General features: G+C 54.4%; 13 protein-coding genes and 1 other annotated feature. Of the genes, 7 read left to right on the top strand and 6 right to left on the bottom strand.

Features of this window, described 5'->3' with window-relative positions:
• Positions 1-241 precede the first annotated feature (241 nt).
• From bioB to SK3146_RS16070, 4 genes are all read left to right on the top strand, one after another.
• The gene (gene bioB, locus SK3146_RS16085; protein WP_249865968.1) at positions 242-1,237 is read left to right on the top strand and encodes a biotin synthase BioB; all 996 of its coding nucleotides are present in this window, start codon (positions 242-244) and stop codon (positions 1,235-1,237) included.
• Between the two features lie 240 nt (positions 1,238-1,477).
• Entirely contained in the window at positions 1,478-2,233 is a 756-nt protein-coding gene (gene kduD / locus SK3146_RS16080; RefSeq protein ID WP_249865967.1) for a 2-dehydro-3-deoxy-D-gluconate 5-dehydrogenase KduD, read from the top strand.
• Positions 2,233-3,210 carry a sugar kinase gene (locus SK3146_RS16075; RefSeq protein ID WP_249865966.1) on the top strand — a complete coding sequence of 326 codons (978 nt, stop codon included), beginning with the start codon at positions 2,233-2,235 and terminating at the stop codon, positions 3,208-3,210. The genes kduD and SK3146_RS16075 overlap by 1 nt, the downstream gene beginning before the upstream one ends.
• A gap of 23 nt (positions 3,211-3,233) precedes the next feature.
• Complete coding sequence (locus SK3146_RS16070; RefSeq protein WP_249865965.1) at positions 3,234-3,896, top strand: bifunctional 2-keto-4-hydroxyglutarate aldolase/2-keto-3-deoxy-6-phosphogluconate aldolase; 663 nt, start codon at positions 3,234-3,236, stop codon at positions 3,894-3,896.
• A 260-nt stretch (positions 3,897-4,156) separates the two neighbouring features.
• On the opposite strand, the gene SK3146_RS16065 is transcribed toward SK3146_RS16070, so the two are convergent.
• The 5 genes from SK3146_RS16065 to SK3146_RS16045 all read right to left on the bottom strand — a co-directional run bounded on the left by SK3146_RS16065 (position 4,157) and on the right by SK3146_RS16045 (position 13,838).
• On the bottom strand, positions 4,157-4,453 hold the full coding sequence (locus SK3146_RS16065) for a YuzC family spore coat inner layer protein (protein WP_249865964.1): 297 nt from the start codon (positions 4,451-4,453) through the stop codon (positions 4,157-4,159).
• Between the two features lie 318 nt (positions 4,454-4,771).
• Positions 4,772-9,310 carry a glutamate synthase-related protein gene (locus SK3146_RS16060; RefSeq protein WP_249866320.1) on the bottom strand — a complete coding sequence of 1,513 codons (4,539 nt, stop codon included), beginning with the start codon at positions 9,308-9,310 and terminating at the stop codon, positions 4,772-4,774.
• A 930-nt stretch (positions 9,311-10,240) separates the two neighbouring features.
• Positions 10,241-11,602 carry a glutamate-1-semialdehyde 2,1-aminomutase gene (locus SK3146_RS16055; RefSeq protein WP_249865963.1) on the bottom strand — a complete coding sequence of 454 codons (1,362 nt, stop codon included), beginning with the start codon at positions 11,600-11,602 and terminating at the stop codon, positions 10,241-10,243.
• Positions 11,603-11,783: 181 nt separating this feature from the next.
• Positions 11,784-12,581 (bottom strand): PhzF family phenazine biosynthesis protein, encoded by a 798-nt coding sequence (locus SK3146_RS16050; protein WP_249865962.1) that lies wholly within the window; start codon positions 12,579-12,581, stop codon positions 11,784-11,786.
• 171 nt (positions 12,582-12,752) lie between these two features.
• Entirely contained in the window at positions 12,753-13,838 is a 1,086-nt protein-coding gene (locus tag SK3146_RS16045; protein ID WP_249865961.1) for an LCP family protein, read from the bottom strand.
• 308 nt (positions 13,839-14,146) lie between these two features.
• Between SK3146_RS16045 and SK3146_RS16040 the strand changes: the two genes are divergently transcribed.
• The 3 genes from SK3146_RS16040 to SK3146_RS16030 are packed head-to-tail and all read left to right on the top strand — an operon-like array spanning position 14,147 to position 16,787.
• Positions 14,147-15,208 (top strand): ABC transporter ATP-binding protein, encoded by a 1,062-nt coding sequence (locus SK3146_RS16040; RefSeq protein ID WP_249865960.1) that lies wholly within the window; start codon positions 14,147-14,149, stop codon positions 15,206-15,208.
• Positions 15,201-15,995, top strand: coding sequence for an ABC transporter permease (locus tag SK3146_RS16035; RefSeq protein ID WP_249865959.1), 795 nt, complete (start codon positions 15,201-15,203; stop codon positions 15,993-15,995). The genes SK3146_RS16040 and SK3146_RS16035 overlap by 8 nt, the downstream gene beginning before the upstream one ends.
• A 6-nt stretch (positions 15,996-16,001) precedes the next feature.
• Entirely contained in the window at positions 16,002-16,787 is a 786-nt protein-coding gene (locus SK3146_RS16030; protein ID WP_249865958.1) for an ABC transporter permease, read from the top strand.
• A gap of 205 nt (positions 16,788-16,992) precedes the next feature.
• On the opposite strand, the gene metG is transcribed toward SK3146_RS16030, so the two are convergent.
• Positions 16,993-18,630 (bottom strand): methionine--tRNA ligase, encoded by a 1,638-nt coding sequence (gene metG / locus SK3146_RS16025; protein WP_249865957.1) that lies wholly within the window; start codon positions 18,628-18,630, stop codon positions 16,993-16,995.
• Positions 18,631-18,689: 59 nt separating this feature from the next.
• Positions 18,690-18,966: a binding site (T-box leader), on the bottom strand.
• Between the last annotated feature and the right edge of the window lie 14 nt (positions 18,967-18,980).

The raw sequence follows: 18,980 nt of genomic DNA, 5'->3' as shown, positions 1-18,980 counted from the left end.
CCACCTGACGGCGGCCAAAAGGCAAACCTGCTGCAGGTTCATTTGTTCCCGTTTTCGTTCGTATTTTTAGTCCCGAAGACCTCGATTGTCAACTTATTATAAAATATTTAGGTTGACAATTATGTCTAATTGCCATGATAATGATGGTAATTCATGTGTGAAAAGGAACTTGTGCTGCAGCCTCCGAATAGAGCCGGTTACGGACGGACCCGGGGATGCTGCGGCGGGATGGAGGAGAATCATGGTGCTGCAAGTACATACGGATTGGAATGCGCTCGCAAAAAAAGCGATAGACGGACAGCTGCTTTCGATGGAAGAAGGATTATCCGTGCTGGAAGCGGTAGACGAAGAGGTGCTGGCGATCCTGCACGCCGCTTATCGGGTGAGGAGGCATTATTACGGCAACAAGGTGAAGCTGAATCTGATCATTAACGCCAAGAGCGGTTTATGCCCCGAAGACTGCGGCTACTGCTCGCAATCGATAGTTTCAGCGGCGCCGATCGATAAATATCCGCTGCTCGACAAGGCCACGCTGATCGACGGAGCTCGCAGGGCGATGGAACTGAAGGTTGGCACTTACTGCATTGTGGCCAGCGGCAGAGGGCCGACCAACCGGGAGTTGAACCAGGTTATCGAAGCGGTGAGGGAGATAAAACAGGCGATGCCTATGAAAATATGCGCATGCCTCGGTATCTTATCCGATGAACAGGCGATGCGTCTGCAGGAGGCGGGAGTCGATCGCTACAATCATAATCTCAACACGAGCAGAGCGAATTTTCCCCGGATTACAACGACTCATACGTACGACGACCGGGTAGAAACGGTACGGCAAGCCAAAGCCTCCGGCATGTCGCCCTGTTCGGGCTGTATTATCGGGATGGGTGAGACGAGCCGCGAGGTCGTTGAAATGGCGTTTGCACTGCGTGAGCTGGACGCCGATTCGATTCCCGTTAATTTTTTGAATCCGATTGCCGGAACCCCGCTGGAGAGTTACAGAGACTTGAATCCGCGGTATTGTCTCAAGGTGCTCGCACTGATGCGGCTTATCAACCCTTCGAAGGAAATCCGGATAGCGGGAGGTCGCGAGGTCAATCTGGGCGCTTTGCAAGCGCTCGGTCTGTATGCGGCCAACTCGGTTTTTGTCGGGGATTACTTGACGACTGCGGGACAGGAAGCAACGGAGGACCATCGGATGATCGAAGACTTGGGCTTCGAAGTCGAGCTGTGCGCGCTGTAGCGCGTGCCATCGGTATTAGCGGCGATCAAGGGAATTGACAAATGATTGATAGGGGATGTCTCAGGGCTTGCCGCGCAGATCCGGACGTTGCGGCGCCGACGGCGGGAAGTTAGGTACGGTTGTGATTTTTTGAGGTGCGCTCTGGCACATTGGTTGTACTTCACTTATAATAATAAGGGTGGACAACCTCAGGCAATAGGGGTTAATAGCTTATATTAAACGTTTAAACGAGGTGTAGAGATGAATTTTTTTGATTTGACCGGTAAAGTGGCCATCGTGACAGGCGGTGCTGTAGGTCTTGGCGGCGGAATCTCTCTGGGGTTAGCGCAAGCGGGCGCCGATATTGTTATCGTTACAAGCAATGACCGCAATAGAGAAACACAACAAAAGATCGAGGCTCTGGGGCGTAAAGTTCATACGATCGTAGCGAACTTGTCCGACGAGAAGGAGCTGCCGCGCGTCGTCAGCGAAACGCTGTCCGTCTTCGGAAAAATCGATATTTTGGTTAACAATGCGGGCATTATTCGCCGTACGCCGGCTGCCGAGCATCCCGCTCAAGACTGGCATGACGTGATCAACCTGAACCTGAACGCTACGTTCTTCCTGTGTCAGCTGGTCGGCCGCGAAATGATCAAGCAAGGCTCCGGTAAAATCATCAACATCGCTTCCATGCTGAGCTTTCAAGGCGGCATTAATGTTCCCGGCTATACGGCATCTAAGCATGCTGTCGCAGGTATTACCAAAGCGTTGGCGAATGAATGGGCCAGCAAGGGAGTTCAAGTCAATGCGATCGCTCCGGGGTATATGGCTACCGACAACACCGCAGCTTTGCGCGCGGACGAAGAGCGCAGCTCGCAGATTCTGGTGCGTATCCCTGCCGGCCGTTGGGGGACTACGGAAGATTTGCAAGGACCGGCGGTATTCCTGGCTTCCTCCGCATCCGATTATATGAACGGTCACGTGCTCTGCGTTGACGGCGGGTGGATGAACCGCTAATGGCCGCACAACAGGGTTCCGCTCAAATGTTTCAGCCGGAGATTATTACCTTTGGGGAAACGATGGCGCTCATGATGCCGGCCGGCTCCAAAGGCATTGAATATTCGTCTCAATTTCAAGGCTTGTTCGGCGGTGCGGAGAGCAATGTGGCGATCGGCGTCGCTCGTCTCGGTCACCGCGTAGGCTGGTTCAGCCGCCTCGGCAAAGACCCTTTCGGCCGGATGATTCTGAAGAAAATCCGCGGCGAAGGCGTCGACGTCTCCCGCGTAGAGCTGACCACGGAAGCTCCGACCGGCATGATGCTTAGAGAAGTGGTCTCCGGCAAAACGTCGGTCTACTATTATCGCAAAAATTCGGCGGCCAGTACGCTGAAGCCGGAGCATCTCGATGAGGAGTATATCAAGCAGGCGAAATATTTGCATGTGACCGGCATTACGCCGGCGCTCAGCGAATCATGCCGCGCCGCCGCTATAGAAGCGATGCGCCTGGCGCGCAAGCACGGCGTCAAAGTATGCTTCGACCCGAACCTTCGTCTGAAGCTGTGGTCCATCGAGGAAGCGCGCGGGGTGCTGCTCGATATGGCCAAGGAAGCCGATTACTTCCTGCCGGGTCTGGACGAATTGAAGCTGCTCTATCAAACCGAGAGCTTCGAGGAGATCGTGAAGCATCTGAGCGAGCTTGACGCCGTCAGCATCGTCAAAGGCGGAGACGACGTCACGTATGTCGTCGAGAAGGGCGAAGTCAGCTCCGTGCCTTACTTCAAGGCGGAGCAGGTAGTGGATACGGTTGGCGCCGGAGACGGCTTCTGCGCCGGATTTATCGTCGGGCTGCTGAAGGGCTACAGCCATACCGAAGCCGTTCGCCTCGGCAATCTGATCGGCTGCATGGTCGTGCAGATGGAAGGCGACTGGGAGGGCATCCCGACCTGGGAGCAGGTTGAAGCGGTGCTGAACAATGTGAAGCACGTGGAACGATAAGCGAAGGAACGGAGAGAAGCCAGATGAAAAAATTGCAATTGCTTCAGCAAATGACAACCGAGGGCGTCGTAGCGGTGCTCCGCGGCGAGACGCCGGAGGAAGTCGTCGAGATGGCGGAGCAAGCCATCGAGGGCGGCATTAAGGTCATCGAAGTGACGATGACCGTGCCGTTCGCATTGCAAGCGATCGAGAAGCTTGCGAAGAAATATTCCAGCACGACGCAGGACCCGTCCAAATACGCCATCATCGGCGTAGGCACGGTACTGGACCCGGAGACGGCGCGTGCTGCGATTTTGAGCGGGTCCGAGTTCGTCGTAGGACCTTCGCTGAACCCGGCTACGGTAACGCTGTGCAACCGGTACCGCGTGCCTGTCATGCCCGGGGTGATGACGGTCCATGAGATCCAGCAGGCGCTGGAGCTCGGCGTGGACATCGTCAAGCTGTTCCCGGGCAACCTGTATTCGCCGGCGACGATCAAGGCGATCAAAGGCCCTATGCCGCAGGCGAACATCATGCCGACAGGCGGCGTGTCGCTCAGCAACTTGGCCGAGTGGGTGAAAGCCGGCGCCGTGGCGGTAGGGATCGGTTCCGATTTGACGACCGAGGCGGTCAAAGAGCGCAACTACAGCCTTGTAGCAAAGAAAGCGGCTCAATATATCGAAGCGTATCGCGCGGCTAAGCAATAATAGCGGCGCTTTAAAAAAAGAAGGCCACCGTCATAGTAGACGGTGGCCTTTTGAGCTGTTAATTGAAGTTTCCCCGAAAGTATAGCTTAATGGAGCGATCGAAGTTGATCGAAGGCAAGATTCCACTCGGATGTGGAACGCTTCGAATTAGATGCTCTTTCATGATTCGGTATGTACATGCTGACCGGCTGCCGGGGTTCGACCGACCACCGCGCAGCGGCGCAATGCGCGCGTTGGGTCGGCTCGCGGTCAGACACAAACTACCAGCAAAGAGCCAGGCGGATGCTAAAGCATGGCGACGGCCCGGGAGGCTGGAATTGTAAGGTAATCCCGTTGGGATTAAACCCGACCGTATAGGGGGTCCGGATTCCTGCCGTATGGATAAGACGGTTCACGTCCTGAATTTTATTTTGGGCGGCGGCTTCTTTTATTTGTTTGGCGAACCCGGGATTGAAAGCGACGCTGTTCATGAATTGATGCATTTCGGCGGCAGGCGTAAGCAGCTGCTTAGCCGCGTATTGAAATTGTTCCACATTGCCCGGGTCCGTTGTCGGCATAGGAACCCTTGTATACCAAGCGGGATAGGGCGAATACATAACCGGATAAGGATTTGAATAGCAAGGATAAGTCATACTTGTTCACTCCTCCGTCAGCTGTTTCCTCCATAGTATATGGGCGCCGCCGGCGAAGGGTTCAATGATCCTAGAGGCTGCACGAAACGTAAGGGCATTAATCGCTGAACGAATGTGTGTGACGGGAACGGCAATGAAAATGAAAATGCATAAGGAAGTCCTTTGCACCTCGCCGTACGCATAACAAAAAATCCCGCAGGAACGCGAAGGCTCCTGTGGGATTTTTAATTTAAGCCAATGAACTTATTCGGTAGCGACCGATTGGTCGGCTTGCAGGTTAACCGGCGCGATGCGCACGAAGCTGGTTTCAAGGTTCGCCAGCAAGTAAGCTGTATTCTCGGCGGCTTCGGTTTGACCGGAAGCCAGCAGCTCTTGGTGGTAGGCGCCGAGCAGTTCGTTCAGATCCTTGATGCTTTGCGGACCGACCGGCTCGATTTTCACTTTCGCGCCTTTGGCGATACGGCGTTCGATAGCCGCAATGTCCATACCCATTTCAGGGTTCAGGCGTTGGTAAATGACGCCGCCGGTCATCCCTGCGCAAATCCATGGACCCGGATCGCCCAGTACGACGGCGCGGCCGTTGGTCATGTACTCGAACGCGAAGCCTTTCAGATTCGCGCGGGCAGCAAGACCGCCGAGCTCATCTTCGAGAGGGGACGTAATTTCGCCGCCGAAGACAACGTCCGCACCGGAGAAGCGGATGCAGGCGCGAGTATCCGCATTGCCCTGGATCAGGAACAAGCCCTTTTGCGCTCCGTATCCGAACGACTTACCTACGGAACCGTTGATGAACTGGCCGTGAGTGCCAGGCGATTTCAGAATCGCCACTTTACCGCCGAATGCCATTTTGCCGACGCCGTCTTCGGCACCGCCGTGAACGGTAATGTCGACGCCGCGGGCATTAAATGCGCCGAGGCCGTTACCGGGAACGGAACCGTCCGTCAATGTGAGCGATACCGGAGGCAATTCGTCATAGCTTCCGTCGAAACGGTCTCTGACGCGATGGCTGGCATAGCGGCTTCCCAAAATGCGGGATTCCGCGTCCACTTTGGACCATCTGCGGCTGATTGGAGCGTCGAAGGACAAGGAATCCGGGAAAAATTCTTGACCTTCGGCACCGGCTGCGATACGGATATCGGAGGATACCGCAGCCGCTGCTTCCAGCTGAGCATCTTGAGCGGCAGCGAAGGAAAGCGGAGCCGGACGCAGGATGTCGGACAAGTCGATTTTATCCAGGCAGCTAATTTGCTGCAGCAGGTCGGAACGGCCGACAAGCTCTTGCGCGCTGGAGAAGCCGAGTTGAGCGACGATCTCGCGGATTTCTTGACCCATGCCTCCGTACAGGCGAACGAGGGAATCGACCGCCGTTTCAAAGACGCGCGGCACGAAGCGGCGAAGACCTTTTTCTTCGGCTTCCTCCATCGAGTCGATTTGCGTTGCGATACCGACGTGGCAAGTGTCCAGATGGCAGCCGCGGCATGTGGTGCAGCCGATAGCCTGCATGGAAATACTGCCGAATCCGCAGCGGTTGGCGCCGAGCATCATCATTTTGACCACGTCTGCGCCGGATTTCAAGCCGCCGTCGGACCACAGCTCGACTTTGTGACGAAGTCCTGCTTCGATCAAAGCGACGTGAGCCAATTTCGTACCGATTTCGGTAGGCAGGCCTACATGCGTCAAGGAGTGGATACGAGCCGCACCGGTACCGCCGTCGAAGCCGGACAGCGTAATGACGTCTGCACCCGCTTTGGCAACACCTACGGCAATCGTACCGATACCCGGAACGACAGGAACTTTAACATTGATTTTGGCTTTGCGGCCGCTTGCTTCTTTCAGCTCGGAGATGATTTGCGCCAAATCCTCGATAGAGTAAATATCGTGGTTGTTGGATGGCGAGATCAAATCGGAACCGATGGTCGCATTACGTGCGGCAGCGATTTTAGCAGTAACCTTGGAACCCGGCAAGTGACCGCCTTCGCCCGGTTTAGCGCCTTGGCCGATTTTGATTTCAAGGAAGGCTACGGCATTAGCCAATTCCACGTTGATGCCGAAACGTCCGGATGCGACTTGCGCGCCGCGCGTTCTTTTGTAACGGCCGAGCATATCTTTAATCTCTCCGCCTTCGCCGTTCATGGTGACCATGTTCAGACGCTCGCCGGCTTCCGCATAAGCGCGGAACGCGGTTTCGTTCTGGGAACCGAACGACATGGAGGAGATCAGCATTGGCAAATCGTGACCGCCGATACCGATATCGACTTGAGCAGGGTCCAGAGGCTTGCGGCCTTCCTGATGCGACTTGTCAAAGTTGAAGTCGGCAACGTGACGGATGGAAATCGGATTGCGTTTTTCTTCTTCGCGCAGCTTATCGCGGTAGTCGCTGTAAGGCGCCGTTCCTGCAGCCGCCTCGCCCAGAGCCTTCCACATCCGTTGGAAAAAGTGGAAATTGCGGGCCGCTTTGGCTTTCGGATTCGAGAAGTCCATATGACGGGCTTCCGCGTCCTTCTCCAGCTCGGCAAAGCCGGTACCTGCGTTATCGCTGCCCAAGTAGTTGACGATATCCAGCACATCGGATACTTCCGGCTTCAGGCCGATCGACGAGAAGAAGCGGGTGTAACCGCGCAGCTCGTGCGTACCGATGGTTGAGATCACTTTCTCCAAGCCTTTGGTCAAAGCGGCGTACACTTTGCGTGCGGCCGGAGCACCGTTCTTGTTTGCGGCTGTAGCAAACAGCAAGTACGGAGATACGATATCGACGCCAAGACCGCAGGCAACCGCGATATCATGCAGATTGCGGATAGCGCCCGTGCGCAGCACAACGGTCGTTTGACGGCGCAGGTTGTCGCCGAGCGACAATTTTTCCGCGCGAAGTGCGATGTCGACTTTGGAAACGGCCAGATGCGGGTCCATGAACAGACGGTCGTTTTGATGCGTACCGGCGTCGTCCAGAATGAGCAGCACGGAACCGTTCTTCACCGCAGCGATAGCATCGGCGGCCAGTTGGTCCAAAGCGTCCTTCAAGGATGTTCCGCGGGCGAACGTAAGCGACAGCGTCGTTACGGCTTGCTCGCCTTGCGCTGTGAACAAAGCGCGCAGCTGCTCAAAGCTTGGTTGCCCGATCTCTGCCAAGGAGTCGATGCCGTTGCTGCCTTCCAATACAAGCGGCGTCAGCAGCTCGACGCGGAGGCGGGAGTCCGGCTGTCCGTATACTTTCGGACGAGGACCGACAACGACGCGGGTGGAGAAATGCTCCATTTCGCGGTCGCGGTCAATCGCAGGGTTCGTTACGACGGCTACGCTCTCTTTGATGAAGTCGGGAATATTCTGGCGCTCCCAGTTAATACATGCATGCGGTCCGTCATGGCCTAAGGAACGAATCGGTTCTGCACCGGTTTCGGACATCGTTTCGATCATTTGGATGCCTTCGCGGTCCCAGCCAAATGAGCTGTACAGCGCATCGGTAACGACAACATCTTCCTGAGCGGCCGCTTCGATTGCAGGCAATTCATCCTTCAGATGCTTGCGCATGCCTTGGAACTGAATTCGTTTGCTGGCACGCTCGTACACCAGATCTTGCACGGCGGAATACGGAATGACTTGGACGTGCTCGCCCGGCGTAAGAATGACGCCGACTTTTTCGCCCGGAGCGATCGGTTTCGGATCGGCTACCATCTCGTCAACCGTAATGACGCCTTGCTCGGAGGAGAAGTACAGCGATGTTTCGCTCTCTACCATCCATACCGGACGAAGACCGAGCGCATCGACGCTGAAAATACATTCGTTGCCGTAGCGGGATACGATACCGGCCGGGCCTTGAGCGTAATGGCCCCAAATTTGACGATAATATACATAAAGGTCTTGCAACTCAGGACGGAATTGTTTCATTTCGTTGATAATAGGAGGGAATACGACTTCCATAGCTTCAAACAGACTGATGCCGAAGCGGTGAATGAAGGTCTCGATCGTGCGGTTCATGTCTTGGGAGTCGCTGCCGCTCTCAACGAGCTGGACGCCGACCATGTCCGCCTCAAGGCGCATTTTCTTCACCGTATTGATTTCTCCGTTATGGCCGAGCAACGAGAACGGCTGTACACGGAAGAAGCTGGATTGCGTGTTGGTGGAATAACGGTTGTGACCGATGGTGACTTGAGCAGCAAACAACGGATCGCGGGTATCGTTGTAGTATTTAGGAAGAATGCTGGCGGCGCCCATCACTTTGTAAGCGGCGGTTACGTTGCTGAGGGTAGCTACGTGCACGGTACAGCGGTTTTCGATAGCTACGTGAAGCTCGAACAGATGGTCCGCCACTACAACTTCTTTCTTGTCACAGATCGCGGCGATTTGCCAGAAGGTAGGCTCGTCGTTGCGGCCGTTCTCGCCAAGCACGCTGCTGTCGACCTGATTTTCTTGTTCCATTATAATGGAAACCTCGAATTGGGCGAACAGCTCGCGAATGCCTTGCTGCATGTCGGCCACCGAAATATCCAGTTTGCGAGGAACGAAGATATGGGCGACAGAGAAACGCTCGTCATAAGCGAGTTTGCCGTCCAGACCGGCATCCGTCAATTTTTTCTCCCAAAGCGCTCTTGGAATGTCGGTCAAAATACCGCATCCGTCGCCTTCGCCGTTAATAAAGCCCGAACGATGTTCCATTTTGACAAGGGCATCAATCGTTTTCTGAATATTATCGCGAGATGGGAAACCGTCCTTCTCTACGATGCAGATGATACCGCAGCTGTCGTGCTCAGTACCTAACAAATTCTGAAAACGGCCTTCGTTACGCATTATTTCATTCATTTTTGTGGTCAGCAGGCTGACCGTCACCTCCCATAAAAAGTATGCGGGTCTAAATCGTCTTAAGCAAGGTTTGTTCATGTTCTTGCGGCGATAACAAAGCAGACTCAATTCATCCAATACATTACATTGCATGTAATGTATAAAAATTCATTTTTTCTGCATAATTAGGCTCCGCTGCTGCTTGTCGTAGGCGCTGTAAAGCGTTGGTGTGCGAGGCAACAAAAAAATAAAATGTGCCCACCTCGTCAAAATGAGCGCATATCGATACGGCCAACATGCCAAAAACCTTATGAATTAGCCGATTTTATTACAAATAAAGTATTTATAGAATATCACGAAATTGCTGGTTGCACAATAGAACTTTGAATGGAAACGGGCCCTGTAAGCGCTGTCTATTTTGCATAATTGGTGAATAAAGGCAAAAAACTCACATTTATGGCATGTTTATAAAAGCGAACAAAACATTACATGGACAAGGCGAAAGTTCGTTTTTTATTTGAAAAAAGCTGACATGGGAAATATCAGCATATTTGGTACCAGTATGTTGTAAATATTTTTACCATTTAAAAATAACCATTATTTACTGAAAAAATCATCTTTGGAGAAAAAAACTCTGAAAATAACGGAGCCGAGTGCAGATTCGCCCAATAGGACGTCCGCCCACGACTGCGAAGATGAACCGATTGCGGAAAAAAGAATCTCCCCAATTGTTCTATGTCCTCAAATGTTACATCGGTCCGCTGCGGTTGCGTGGGCGCTGCTTTATTAGATTATGCTGCGGCCGCACACATCGTTCTTATCCCGGCGGCGGACATTTCATTTAAGACGGTGGTGTTAAAAAAAGAACCGCCGCGGGAAGCGGCGATTCATTGCATTATTTTTTCTATTCGGTTTGTTCCGGCCGTGTCCGGCCTCGGGCTACTTGTGCGCCCCGCTGCCGGCGGCGGACATCACTGAGAACGCTCGTCCGGCCGCTTCGATCGTCTCGGCGATATCGGCTTCGGTATGAGCCGTCGTCATGAACCATGCCTCATACTTGGACGGAGCGAGGCAGATGCCCTGCTCCAGCATGAGCCGGAAAAAGCGGGCGAATTGCTCGCCGTCCGTATTCTGCGCTTCATCATAATCGGTCACCGGATGATCGCAGAAATGGGTGGAGAGAGCGCCGCGAATACGGTTGATCGTCAGCGCGATGCCGTGCTCGCGCGCGGCTTCGGCCAGGCCGGCCTCGAGCCGGGCGGCCAGCTGATCGAGCCGGTCGTACACTCCCGGCTCGGCGAGCGCCTGCAAGCACGCGATGCCTGCGGAGATCGAAGCAGGGTTGCCCGCCATCGTTCCGGCTTGATAAGCCGGGCCCAAGGGCGCTACCTGCTCCATGATGTCCTTGCGGCCCCCATAGGCCCCGATCGGCAGCCCGCCGCCGATGATTTTGCCGAGGGCCGTCAAGTCGGGCTCGATGGCCGCGAGGCTCGGCGCCTGAAGGCCATCGAACGTTTGCGCCGCTCCGTAATGGAAGCGGAACGCAGTGATCACCTCGTCGTAGATGACGAGGGAGCCGTGGCTGCGGGCGGCGGCGCACAGCCCTTCGAGGAAGCCGGGCTTCGGCATGACCATGCCGAAGTTGCCGACGATGGGCTCGACCATCACCGCCGCGACGTCTTCGCCCCAACGCTCAAGCGCCGCGTGCAGCGCTTCGAGGTTGTTGAACGGCACCGTGATGACCTCGCTGGCGATACTCATCGGAATGCCGGCGCTGTCCGGGATGCCGAGGGTCGACGGGCCCGACCCCGCGGCGACAAGCACCAGATCGGAATGGCCGTGGTAGCAGCCGGCAAATTTGATGATCTTGTTGCGTCCGGTATAAGCTCGGGCCACCCGGATCGTCGTCATGACGGCCTCGGTGCCGGAGTTGACGAAGCGCACTTTATCGAGCGACGGAATCGCCGATTTGATCATGCGAGCGAACTCGATTTCAAGCTCCGTCGGCGTGCCGTACAGCGTGCCGTTTTCGGCGGCGCGGCATATTGCGGCGGTCACTTGCGGATGGCCGTGACCCAGGATGATCGGGCCGTAGGCCGCTAAATAATCGATATAGCGGTTGCCGTCCTCATCCCAGAAGTAAGCGCCCTGCCCGCGCTTCATGAAGACGGGCGCGCCTCCTCCGACGGCCTTGAAGGAACGGGAGGGGCTGTTCACCCCGCCGACGATATGCTGCAGCGCTTCTTTATAAAGTGCCTCCGAACGAGGCCGGTTTTTTGTTTGTATGGATGGCGATGTCATAAATAAGGACTCCTTTTCTTACCGCATCAGAATGTTTAAGATATTTACAGCGACAAATCGCGTATGAACTCCGGTTGGATTGGCGATAAAAATTTCCGCTAAGAAGCGGTCGCGCCTCTTTGAAAAGGACGTCGAAAGACGGTTTCCTCAAAGGCATGGGCCTTGCAGCCAGGGACTGCTCTTAATGCAGCAGCAGCCCTTTGACGATAATGACCGCTTGGCCTTGGATAAGCACGCGTTCTCCCGACAGCCTGAGCTTCAGCTCGCCGGTCCGGGACGAGAGCTGTCTGGCTTTGAACTGGGTTTTGCCGAGCTTCTCCTTCCAGTACGGAGCCAGCGCGCAGTGAGCCGATCCGGTGACCGGGTCCTCATCGATGCCGAGGGCCGGGAAGAAGCAGCGGGAGACGAAATCGACCTCCGGATCGTCCGCCGGGCTTGTTACGATCAGGCCTCTTCCGGGCAGCTCCTTAAGCGCTCTGAAATCCGGCCGAAACTCCCGCACCGCCTGCTCGCTTGGAAGCTCGATCAAATAATCCATCCGGTTCTTGTATACGGCCCTCGGTTCGAAACCTATCGCTTCCGCTAACTGCGGCGGGGCCTCGCAAGGAGATACGGGTTCCGCCGGGAAATTCAGCTCGATGCCGCCGTCGACTCTCTTGGCGGTCAGCAGGCCGCTGCGCGTATGGAAGCGAAGCTGCTCGATCCGGTAGGCAACGCCGCTTTCCCACAGCACCTGAGCGCTGGCCAAGGTCGCGTGCCCGCATAAATCCACTTCTCCCGCCGGAGTAAACCAACGCAAACGGTAGTTGCCGACTTGATCCATCGGACATAGAAAGGCGGTCTCGGACAAGTTCATCTCGGCCGCAACCTTCCTAAGCCATTTATCGTCGGGAGGGAATTCCTGTACCACGCATACCGCCGCGGGGTTTCCTGAAAAAGGGGAGGAGGTAAAGGCATCAACCGTATAAATAGGAATCATTCCGAACATCTCCTTCAAATTAAGATGCAGTTCCTTAAGCGATGGCCGACAAAGTGCTTCTCTCTATTATATTGTAAATGCCCGTTTTCTGAAAATGAAGGAAAAAGGAACCTGAGCTTGGATCGCATCTCAAGGTTCCTCTAAGCGAATATGCGGCTGCTTGCCCAGCGGCTACCGGTAGACGGAACCGCTGGGAGTACTTGACAAGATGGCCGATCCGCTGCTTTTACTGGTCGTAGGACCGCTCTTCGGCTTCTCCTTGGAAGCGGGAACGGGACTCGTTTCGTCCGAGTTTTGCTCGTCAAACAAGTTGCGGATGTAAGCCTGCAGTTTATCTTTATTGACGGACAGCACTTCCGCGCCGCCGACGCGCTTTTCGAGCAGCAGCCCGGACGGAGGAATTTGTTCGCTGGCCATGCCTTCCGTCTTGGCTTCATAGCCGAGCGTACCGAGCTTCAGCATATCGGTCATTGACAAATTCGTTTCGATATAAGGATCGATGCTGTTCAAAACTTTGGGCAGTCTGATTAACGACGCCGTCGACTGCATTTTATCCACGACCGCTTGTATGAATTTACGCTGCCGTTCCGTTCGGGCGAAATCGCTCAACGCATCGTGGCGGAACCGGACATATTGCAGCGCCGTATTGCCGTTCAGATGCTGCATCCCTTTTTTTAAATTAATATCGTATTCGTGGCCGTCCTCGGAGTCGGAATATTTCATATCCTTCTCGACGTCGATATCGATCCCTCCGATGGCATCCACTAAAGCGATAAAGCCTTTAAAATCGGTATATACATAATATTGAATAGGAATGCCGAGCAGATCGCTGACCGTCTTCATCGCCAGGTTCGGTCCGCCTAACGCTAAAGCCGCATTGATGCGGTCTTCCCCTTGACCCGGAATTTTGACATACGTGTCGCGAAGAATAGAGAACAGATACGCTTTTTTCGTTATCGGATCGATAGAAGCGACCATTAGCGTGTCCGATCGGGGAATTTCATTTTTTTTCAGTCCGCGGGAATCCCCTCCCAGAAGCAGGACATTGACGCGCTGTTTGCCTTCCCATTTGGGCGGCGTATAGGTTTCGGATACTTTCGTCGTGTTTTGGGCCGTAACCCCGCTAAACAGCTTGGTATTCTCGGGTTTGGACTGAATGTTATTGGCGAAATGCAAAAAAGCGTATGTATAATACCCGGTTCCTACCAGCAGCAGGAGCAGCGCCGCGAACAGCGTCCATTTGATTTTTTTGACCATCTCATCCGATCCTTTCCTTGAAGTTGTCAGTCGCTTTCCCTTTGCAAACGGTTCGTGTATGATAACGTGTATAGGTTTTGAAGATGCTGCAGGAACATGCATGGTTGATCTAGGAAAGAGTGGAATCCCCGTCGCAATATGTAAAAGATTGGGGCTGGCAGTCGAACTTCATTGGCCGCATAAACCCGAAATGATTCGGGAAGCGCTACTTTCATTATAATTTGATCTGTTTCCTTATAGCAAGTTTCGCCATGTTCTGACAAACAAGCATCGCTACAAACATCTAATTGTATAAGCAGGAGGGAATCATGCAAGCTATCGAAGTGCGCAACCTTCGCAAGGAATTCAGAGTGCAGAAAAACCGCGAAGGTCTTAAAGGTGCCGTCCAAGACCTGTTTAGACGTGAGTATAACCAAGTGCGGGCGGTTAAAGACATTAGCTTCCAAATTCCCAAAGGGGAAATATGCGGTTATATCGGCGAGAACGGAGCGGGCAAATCGACTACGATCAAAATGCTTACCGGTATTCTGGTGCCTACATCCGGCGATATCCGCGTCAACGGCTACATTCCGTTTCAGGAGCGCGAGAAGTTCGTCCGCGGCATCGGCGTCGTGTTCGGTCAGCGCAGCCAGCTATGGTGGGATATCGGAGTGATCGAATCGTTCCAGCTGCTGAAAAAGGTTTACCGCGTACCGGAGGCCGATTTCAAGAAACGGCTGGACGAGCTGGTCGAGCGGCTGCAATTATCGGAGCTATTGGCCCGTCCGGTCCGGAAGCTCAGCTTAGGACAGCGGATGCGCTGTGAGCTCGCGGCCTCGCTGCTGCACAATCCGCAAATCGTATTCCTCGATGAGCCGACGATCGGTCTCGATATCGTGGTGAAGACGGAAATCCGCGAATTTCTGAAACAGATGAATCAGCGGTACGAAACGACGATTTTGCTTACCACCCACGACTTGCAGGATATCGAGGCTCTGTGCTCCCGCGTCATTATGCTCGATGACGGCCGCATCATTTATGACGGCGGCTTGGAGGAGCTTAAGGCCAAGTGGGGTAAGGGCAAGGAAGTGATCCTGCAGTTCGCCGAAGCCGTATCGATCGAGCGGCTGCGGGAGCTGACGCAAGGTCTCGAAGTCCAGTGGTCGCTGGATAACGAGCTGACGGCCAAGGTTTGGATTCCGCAGCAGCGCGCCAACGTATCGGAGGTGCTGAGCCGCGTAGTGAGCGTCACGTCGATCGAAGACATCAAGATTGTCGAAACGAACACGGACGACATTGTCAGAGAAATTTACCAATCCGGCTCGGCTGAGACGAAGCAGGCGAGAGAAGCGGCTGCGGCGCAGGAAGAGGAAGTGCACCGTCATGCTTAGCGCTTATGTCGACATGATCCGCATCCGGTTTTTGATGATGCTCGCTTACCGGGTCAATTACTACAGCGGCATTATTATTTATGCTCTGAATATCGGAGCGTATTATTTTCTGTGGAAGGCGATCTACGGCGCGAGCGAAGAGCTGGGCGGCATGACCGTAGGCCAGATGACGACCTATGTCGCCGTCTCCTGGATGGCTCGGGCGTTTTACTTCAACAATCTGGACCGCGAAATTGCGAACGAGATCAAGGACGGCAGCGTAGCCGTGCAATTCATAAGGCCTTACAACTATATCATTGTCAAAATGATGCAGGGCTTCGGCGAAGGCATCTTCCGCCTCCTGCTGTTTTCTACGCCGGGCATGGTCATCGTATCGTTTTTGTTCCCGGTCAAGCTGCCTACGGACCCCGGAGTATGGGGCGTTTTCCTGGTCATGCTGCTGTTTAGCTTCCTGATCAATTCTCAGATTAACATCATTACGGGTTTGTTCGCGTTTTTTCTTGAAAATAATGAAGGCATGATGCGCATGAAGCGGGTTGCCGTCGATCTGTTCTCCGGGCTCGTCATCCCGATGTCGTTTTTCCCCGGCTGGGCCGAAGGGCTGCTGAAGCTGCTGCCGTTTCAGGCGATTACCTATTTGCCGAGCGCCGTGTTTACGGGCAAAGTAGCGGGCGGGGCGGTATACGAAGTGCTCGGCGTACAGCTGCTCTGGTTCGCGCTGCTGATCATCCCGTTGTTCTTATTGTGGCGCAGCGCGCGGAAGCGGCTGTTTGTGCAGGGAGGGTAAAGAACGATGTTTTATGCCGGGCTGTTTATCGATTATTTGAAAAATTATATGAAAACGAGAATGGAATACCGCTCCGACTTTTGGATCGAAGTGTTATCCGATCTGCTGTTTAACGGGTTAAACTTATTTTTCATCCTCGTCGTATTTCAGCATACGCAGCAAATCGGATCGTGGAACGAGCAGCAGGTTATGTTCATCTATGGATACTTTATGGTTCCTTACGGTATTTTTATTACCTTTTTTAATCTGTGGAATTTTAGCGAGAGGTACATCGTCAAAGGGGAAATGGACCGGATTTTAACGCGTCCGGCGTACAATCTGATTCAGCTGATGTTGGAAAATATCGACCCGTCGTCGCTGTTCAGCGCCTTGACCGGCTTTGTTATTATGGTGTTTTCCTGGTCGCAGCTCGGGCTGGGGTTAACCTGGTACGATCCGTTCGTGTTCGTGCTGCTGGTGGCCGGCTCCATTATGATTTACGGCGGAGTATATATTTTCTTCACGGCGTTGTCGTTTTTCTCCGATTCGCCGACCGGAATCCTGCCGCTGCTGTGGAATTTGCAAAACTACGGCCGCTACCCGATGACGATCTACAACAAGCTTATCGGCGTGCTGCTGACGTGGGTGCTGCCGTTCGGCTTCGTCGGATTTTATCCCGCAGCGTACTTCCTGGACCGGCAAAACTGGGGGACGTTCGCTCTGCTCACCCCGGTCGTCGGGATCGTATTCCTGACGGTGGCGCTCCTGGTGTGGAACTTTGGGGTTAAACGCTACCGCGGCGCCGGCTCCTAATCTACTTCACATGAAAGTACGCAAAGGCTGCCGCCTTCTGCTCTTCGTACCGCATCTCCCGTAAAGACGGGGGAACGGGCGGAGGAAGCAGGGGGCGGCTATTTTTCCTATTGGCGGTAAAAAACTTCCGACTACCGCGATCGCGCGTTTCTGAAAAGAACCCGATAGACGGTTCTCTCACGTTAGCGATTGCCAAACGGAGCGGTTAACGGCTCGCTGCCGCTTTCAGCCTCGCCGTCTCCTCTTCGATCAACCCCGTATCGAGCCGTTCGAATAAAGGCGCGGGCGCATGAAGCGCGCTATGCGGCGGGACTTCGATATAGCTCCAGCCCGGCTTCTGTGCCAGACCGAGGAACGAGCGAATGGAATCGCAGGCAAACGGAAGAAAAGGGGAGAGCAGGTTCGATAAATTGGCGATGATCTGGACGCAGGTAAACAGCGTATCCGCGCCTTCCTCCGGCGCTTCCTTCACCTGCCGCCACGGCTGACGGCCGTCGAAATATTTGTTCCCGCTGCGGATAAACGCGAAAATTTCCTCCAGCGCTTCCTTGCATCTGCCCGCTTCCAACGCTGCGCCAATATGCGGATACAGCCGCCGAAGGCGCTCGGCTATCTCCGTATCCATCCGGCCGCCGGGTACTAAGCCCTGAAAAGCCTTTACGATAAATTGCAAATTGCGGTTTACAAAGTTGCCGAAGGCGCCCAGCAGTTCTCCATTATGGCTGTAAATGAACTCTCTCCACGAAAAATCGGTATCGCGCTGCTCCGGACCGTTAGCAATCAGAAAATAGCGCAACGAATCCGGAGCGTACTTTTCCAGCATGTAGGGAAGCCACACGGCCCAGTTGCTGCTGGTCGAAAATTTGCGTCCTTCGAGGGTCAAATATTCGCTGGATAAAATCCGATCCGGCAGATGCAGTTCTCCCGCCCCCATTAGCAGCGCCGGAAGAATAAGCGTATGGAACGGGATATTATCTTTGCCGTGCACAAAGTAGGAGGTCGCCTGTTCCGACCAATAGGGCCGCCAGTCCGCTGCGTTATCGGCAGCCCACTTCATGCTTGCGGACAAATACCCGCTGACCGCTTCGATCCATACGTATATTTTTTTCCCTTCCCAGCCTTCCAAAGGAACATCGACTCCCCAAGACAAATCCCGAGTGGCCGCCCGGTCATGAAGCCCTTCGTTCAAATATCTTTGCGTAAGCTCTTTGGCATTGTCTCTCCAGCCGGCGGCTTGATCGCGAGCGTACTGCTCCAATGACTGCTGGAAGCGGGACAGCGCCAGAAAATAATGCTCCGTGCCGCGAGTTTCCGGATGATCCCCGCACAGCTTGCACTTCGGCTCGAGAAGCTCCGAAGGATCGAGCAGCGAAGAACAAGCGTCGCATTGATCGCCGCGAGCGGTATGGCCGCAGTGGGGACAGCAGCCTTCGACATAGCGGTCAGGCAGGAAGCGGCGGCATTCTCCGCAGTACATTTGCCGGACGTCCTTCTCGTACAGCCAGCCGGTATCCAGCAGCTTGACGAACAGCTCCTGAACGACGCGATGGTGGAACGGATCGTCCGTGCGGGTGTAGAGATCGTACGAGAAGCCGAGCTTCCGAAAGCACTGCACGAATTCGTCGTGATACCGATCCGCAATCACGCCCGGCTCCACGCCTTCCTGATCCGCCCTAACGGAAATAGGCGTGCCGTGGCAATCGCTGCCCGACACATACAGCACGTCCTCGCCCTTCGCCCGGAAATAACGCGCCAGAATGTCTCCGGCAAGAAGCGATGCGACACGCCCCAAGTGAAGCGAGCCGTTCGCATAAGGCCATGCTCCTCCGATAAAAATTGTCATTGTCCTCATCCTTTCATACACCAAATGGGAGTGGGAAAAACAAAAAACTCCCGTCCTTGTAAAAGGACGAGAGTCTGGCTCACGCGGTACCACCTTGAATTTAACCGCACTTCACAGGGCGGTTCTCTTCGGGTACGGCGCCGAAGCTTCGGCGGTTATACCCTAGCGCGGTAACGGGCGCGACCGATGCAGCCTACTTCCGCGGAGGCTTCCGCCGGGTTCGGTGCACAGCTCTGGGACCATATTCATCGGACCATTCTTTGCTCCTTCTCAGCCGCCGGAGCTCTCTGTTCGAAAGAATGCGTTCCAACTACTCTTTCCCATCGTTGCTATTGGATATTAATTACCTA

This window comes from Paenibacillus konkukensis (assembly GCF_023523925.1).
In the GTDB taxonomy this organism is placed as follows: Bacteria; Bacillota; Bacilli; order Paenibacillales; family NBRC-103111; genus Paenibacillus_S; species Paenibacillus_S doosanensis.
Note: the sequence above shows the minus strand (reverse complement) of the source record. Positions and strands in the feature narration are given on the sequence as shown.

Excerpts from the sequence above, each read along its gene's own strand:
- SK3146_RS16030 (WP_249865958.1), top strand. The coding sequence starts at position 16,002 with ATGTTTTATGCCGGGCTGTTTATCGATTATTTGAAAAATTATATGAAA.
- SK3146_RS16070 (WP_249865965.1), top strand. The coding sequence starts at position 3,234 with ATGAAAAAATTGCAATTGCTTCAGCAAATGACAACCGAGGGCGTCGTA.
- SK3146_RS16055 (WP_249865963.1), bottom strand. The coding sequence starts at position 11,602 with ATGACATCGCCATCCATACAAACAAAAAACCGGCCTCGTTCGGAGGCA.
- SK3146_RS16050 (WP_249865962.1), bottom strand. The coding sequence starts at position 12,581 with ATGATTCCTATTTATACGGTTGATGCCTTTACCTCCTCCCCTTTTTCA.
- SK3146_RS16075 (WP_249865966.1), top strand. The coding sequence starts at position 2,233 with ATGGCCGCACAACAGGGTTCCGCTCAAATGTTTCAGCCGGAGATTATT.
- bioB (WP_249865968.1), top strand. The coding sequence starts at position 242 with ATGGTGCTGCAAGTACATACGGATTGGAATGCGCTCGCAAAAAAAGCG.
- SK3146_RS16060 (WP_249866320.1), bottom strand. The coding sequence starts at position 9,310 with ATGCGTAACGAAGGCCGTTTTCAGAATTTGTTAGGTACTGAGCACGAC.
- SK3146_RS16040 (WP_249865960.1), top strand. The coding sequence starts at position 14,147 with ATGCAAGCTATCGAAGTGCGCAACCTTCGCAAGGAATTCAGAGTGCAG.
- SK3146_RS16065 (WP_249865964.1), bottom strand. The coding sequence starts at position 4,453 with ATGCCGACAACGGACCCGGGCAATGTGGAACAATTTCAATACGCGGCT.
- kduD (WP_249865967.1), top strand. The coding sequence starts at position 1,478 with ATGAATTTTTTTGATTTGACCGGTAAAGTGGCCATCGTGACAGGCGGT.
- SK3146_RS16045 (WP_249865961.1), bottom strand. The coding sequence starts at position 13,838 with ATGGTCAAAAAAATCAAATGGACGCTGTTCGCGGCGCTGCTCCTGCTG.
- SK3146_RS16035 (WP_249865959.1), top strand. The coding sequence starts at position 15,201 with ATGCTTAGCGCTTATGTCGACATGATCCGCATCCGGTTTTTGATGATG.
- metG (WP_249865957.1), bottom strand. The coding sequence starts at position 18,630 with ATGACAATTTTTATCGGAGGAGCATGGCCTTATGCGAACGGCTCGCTT.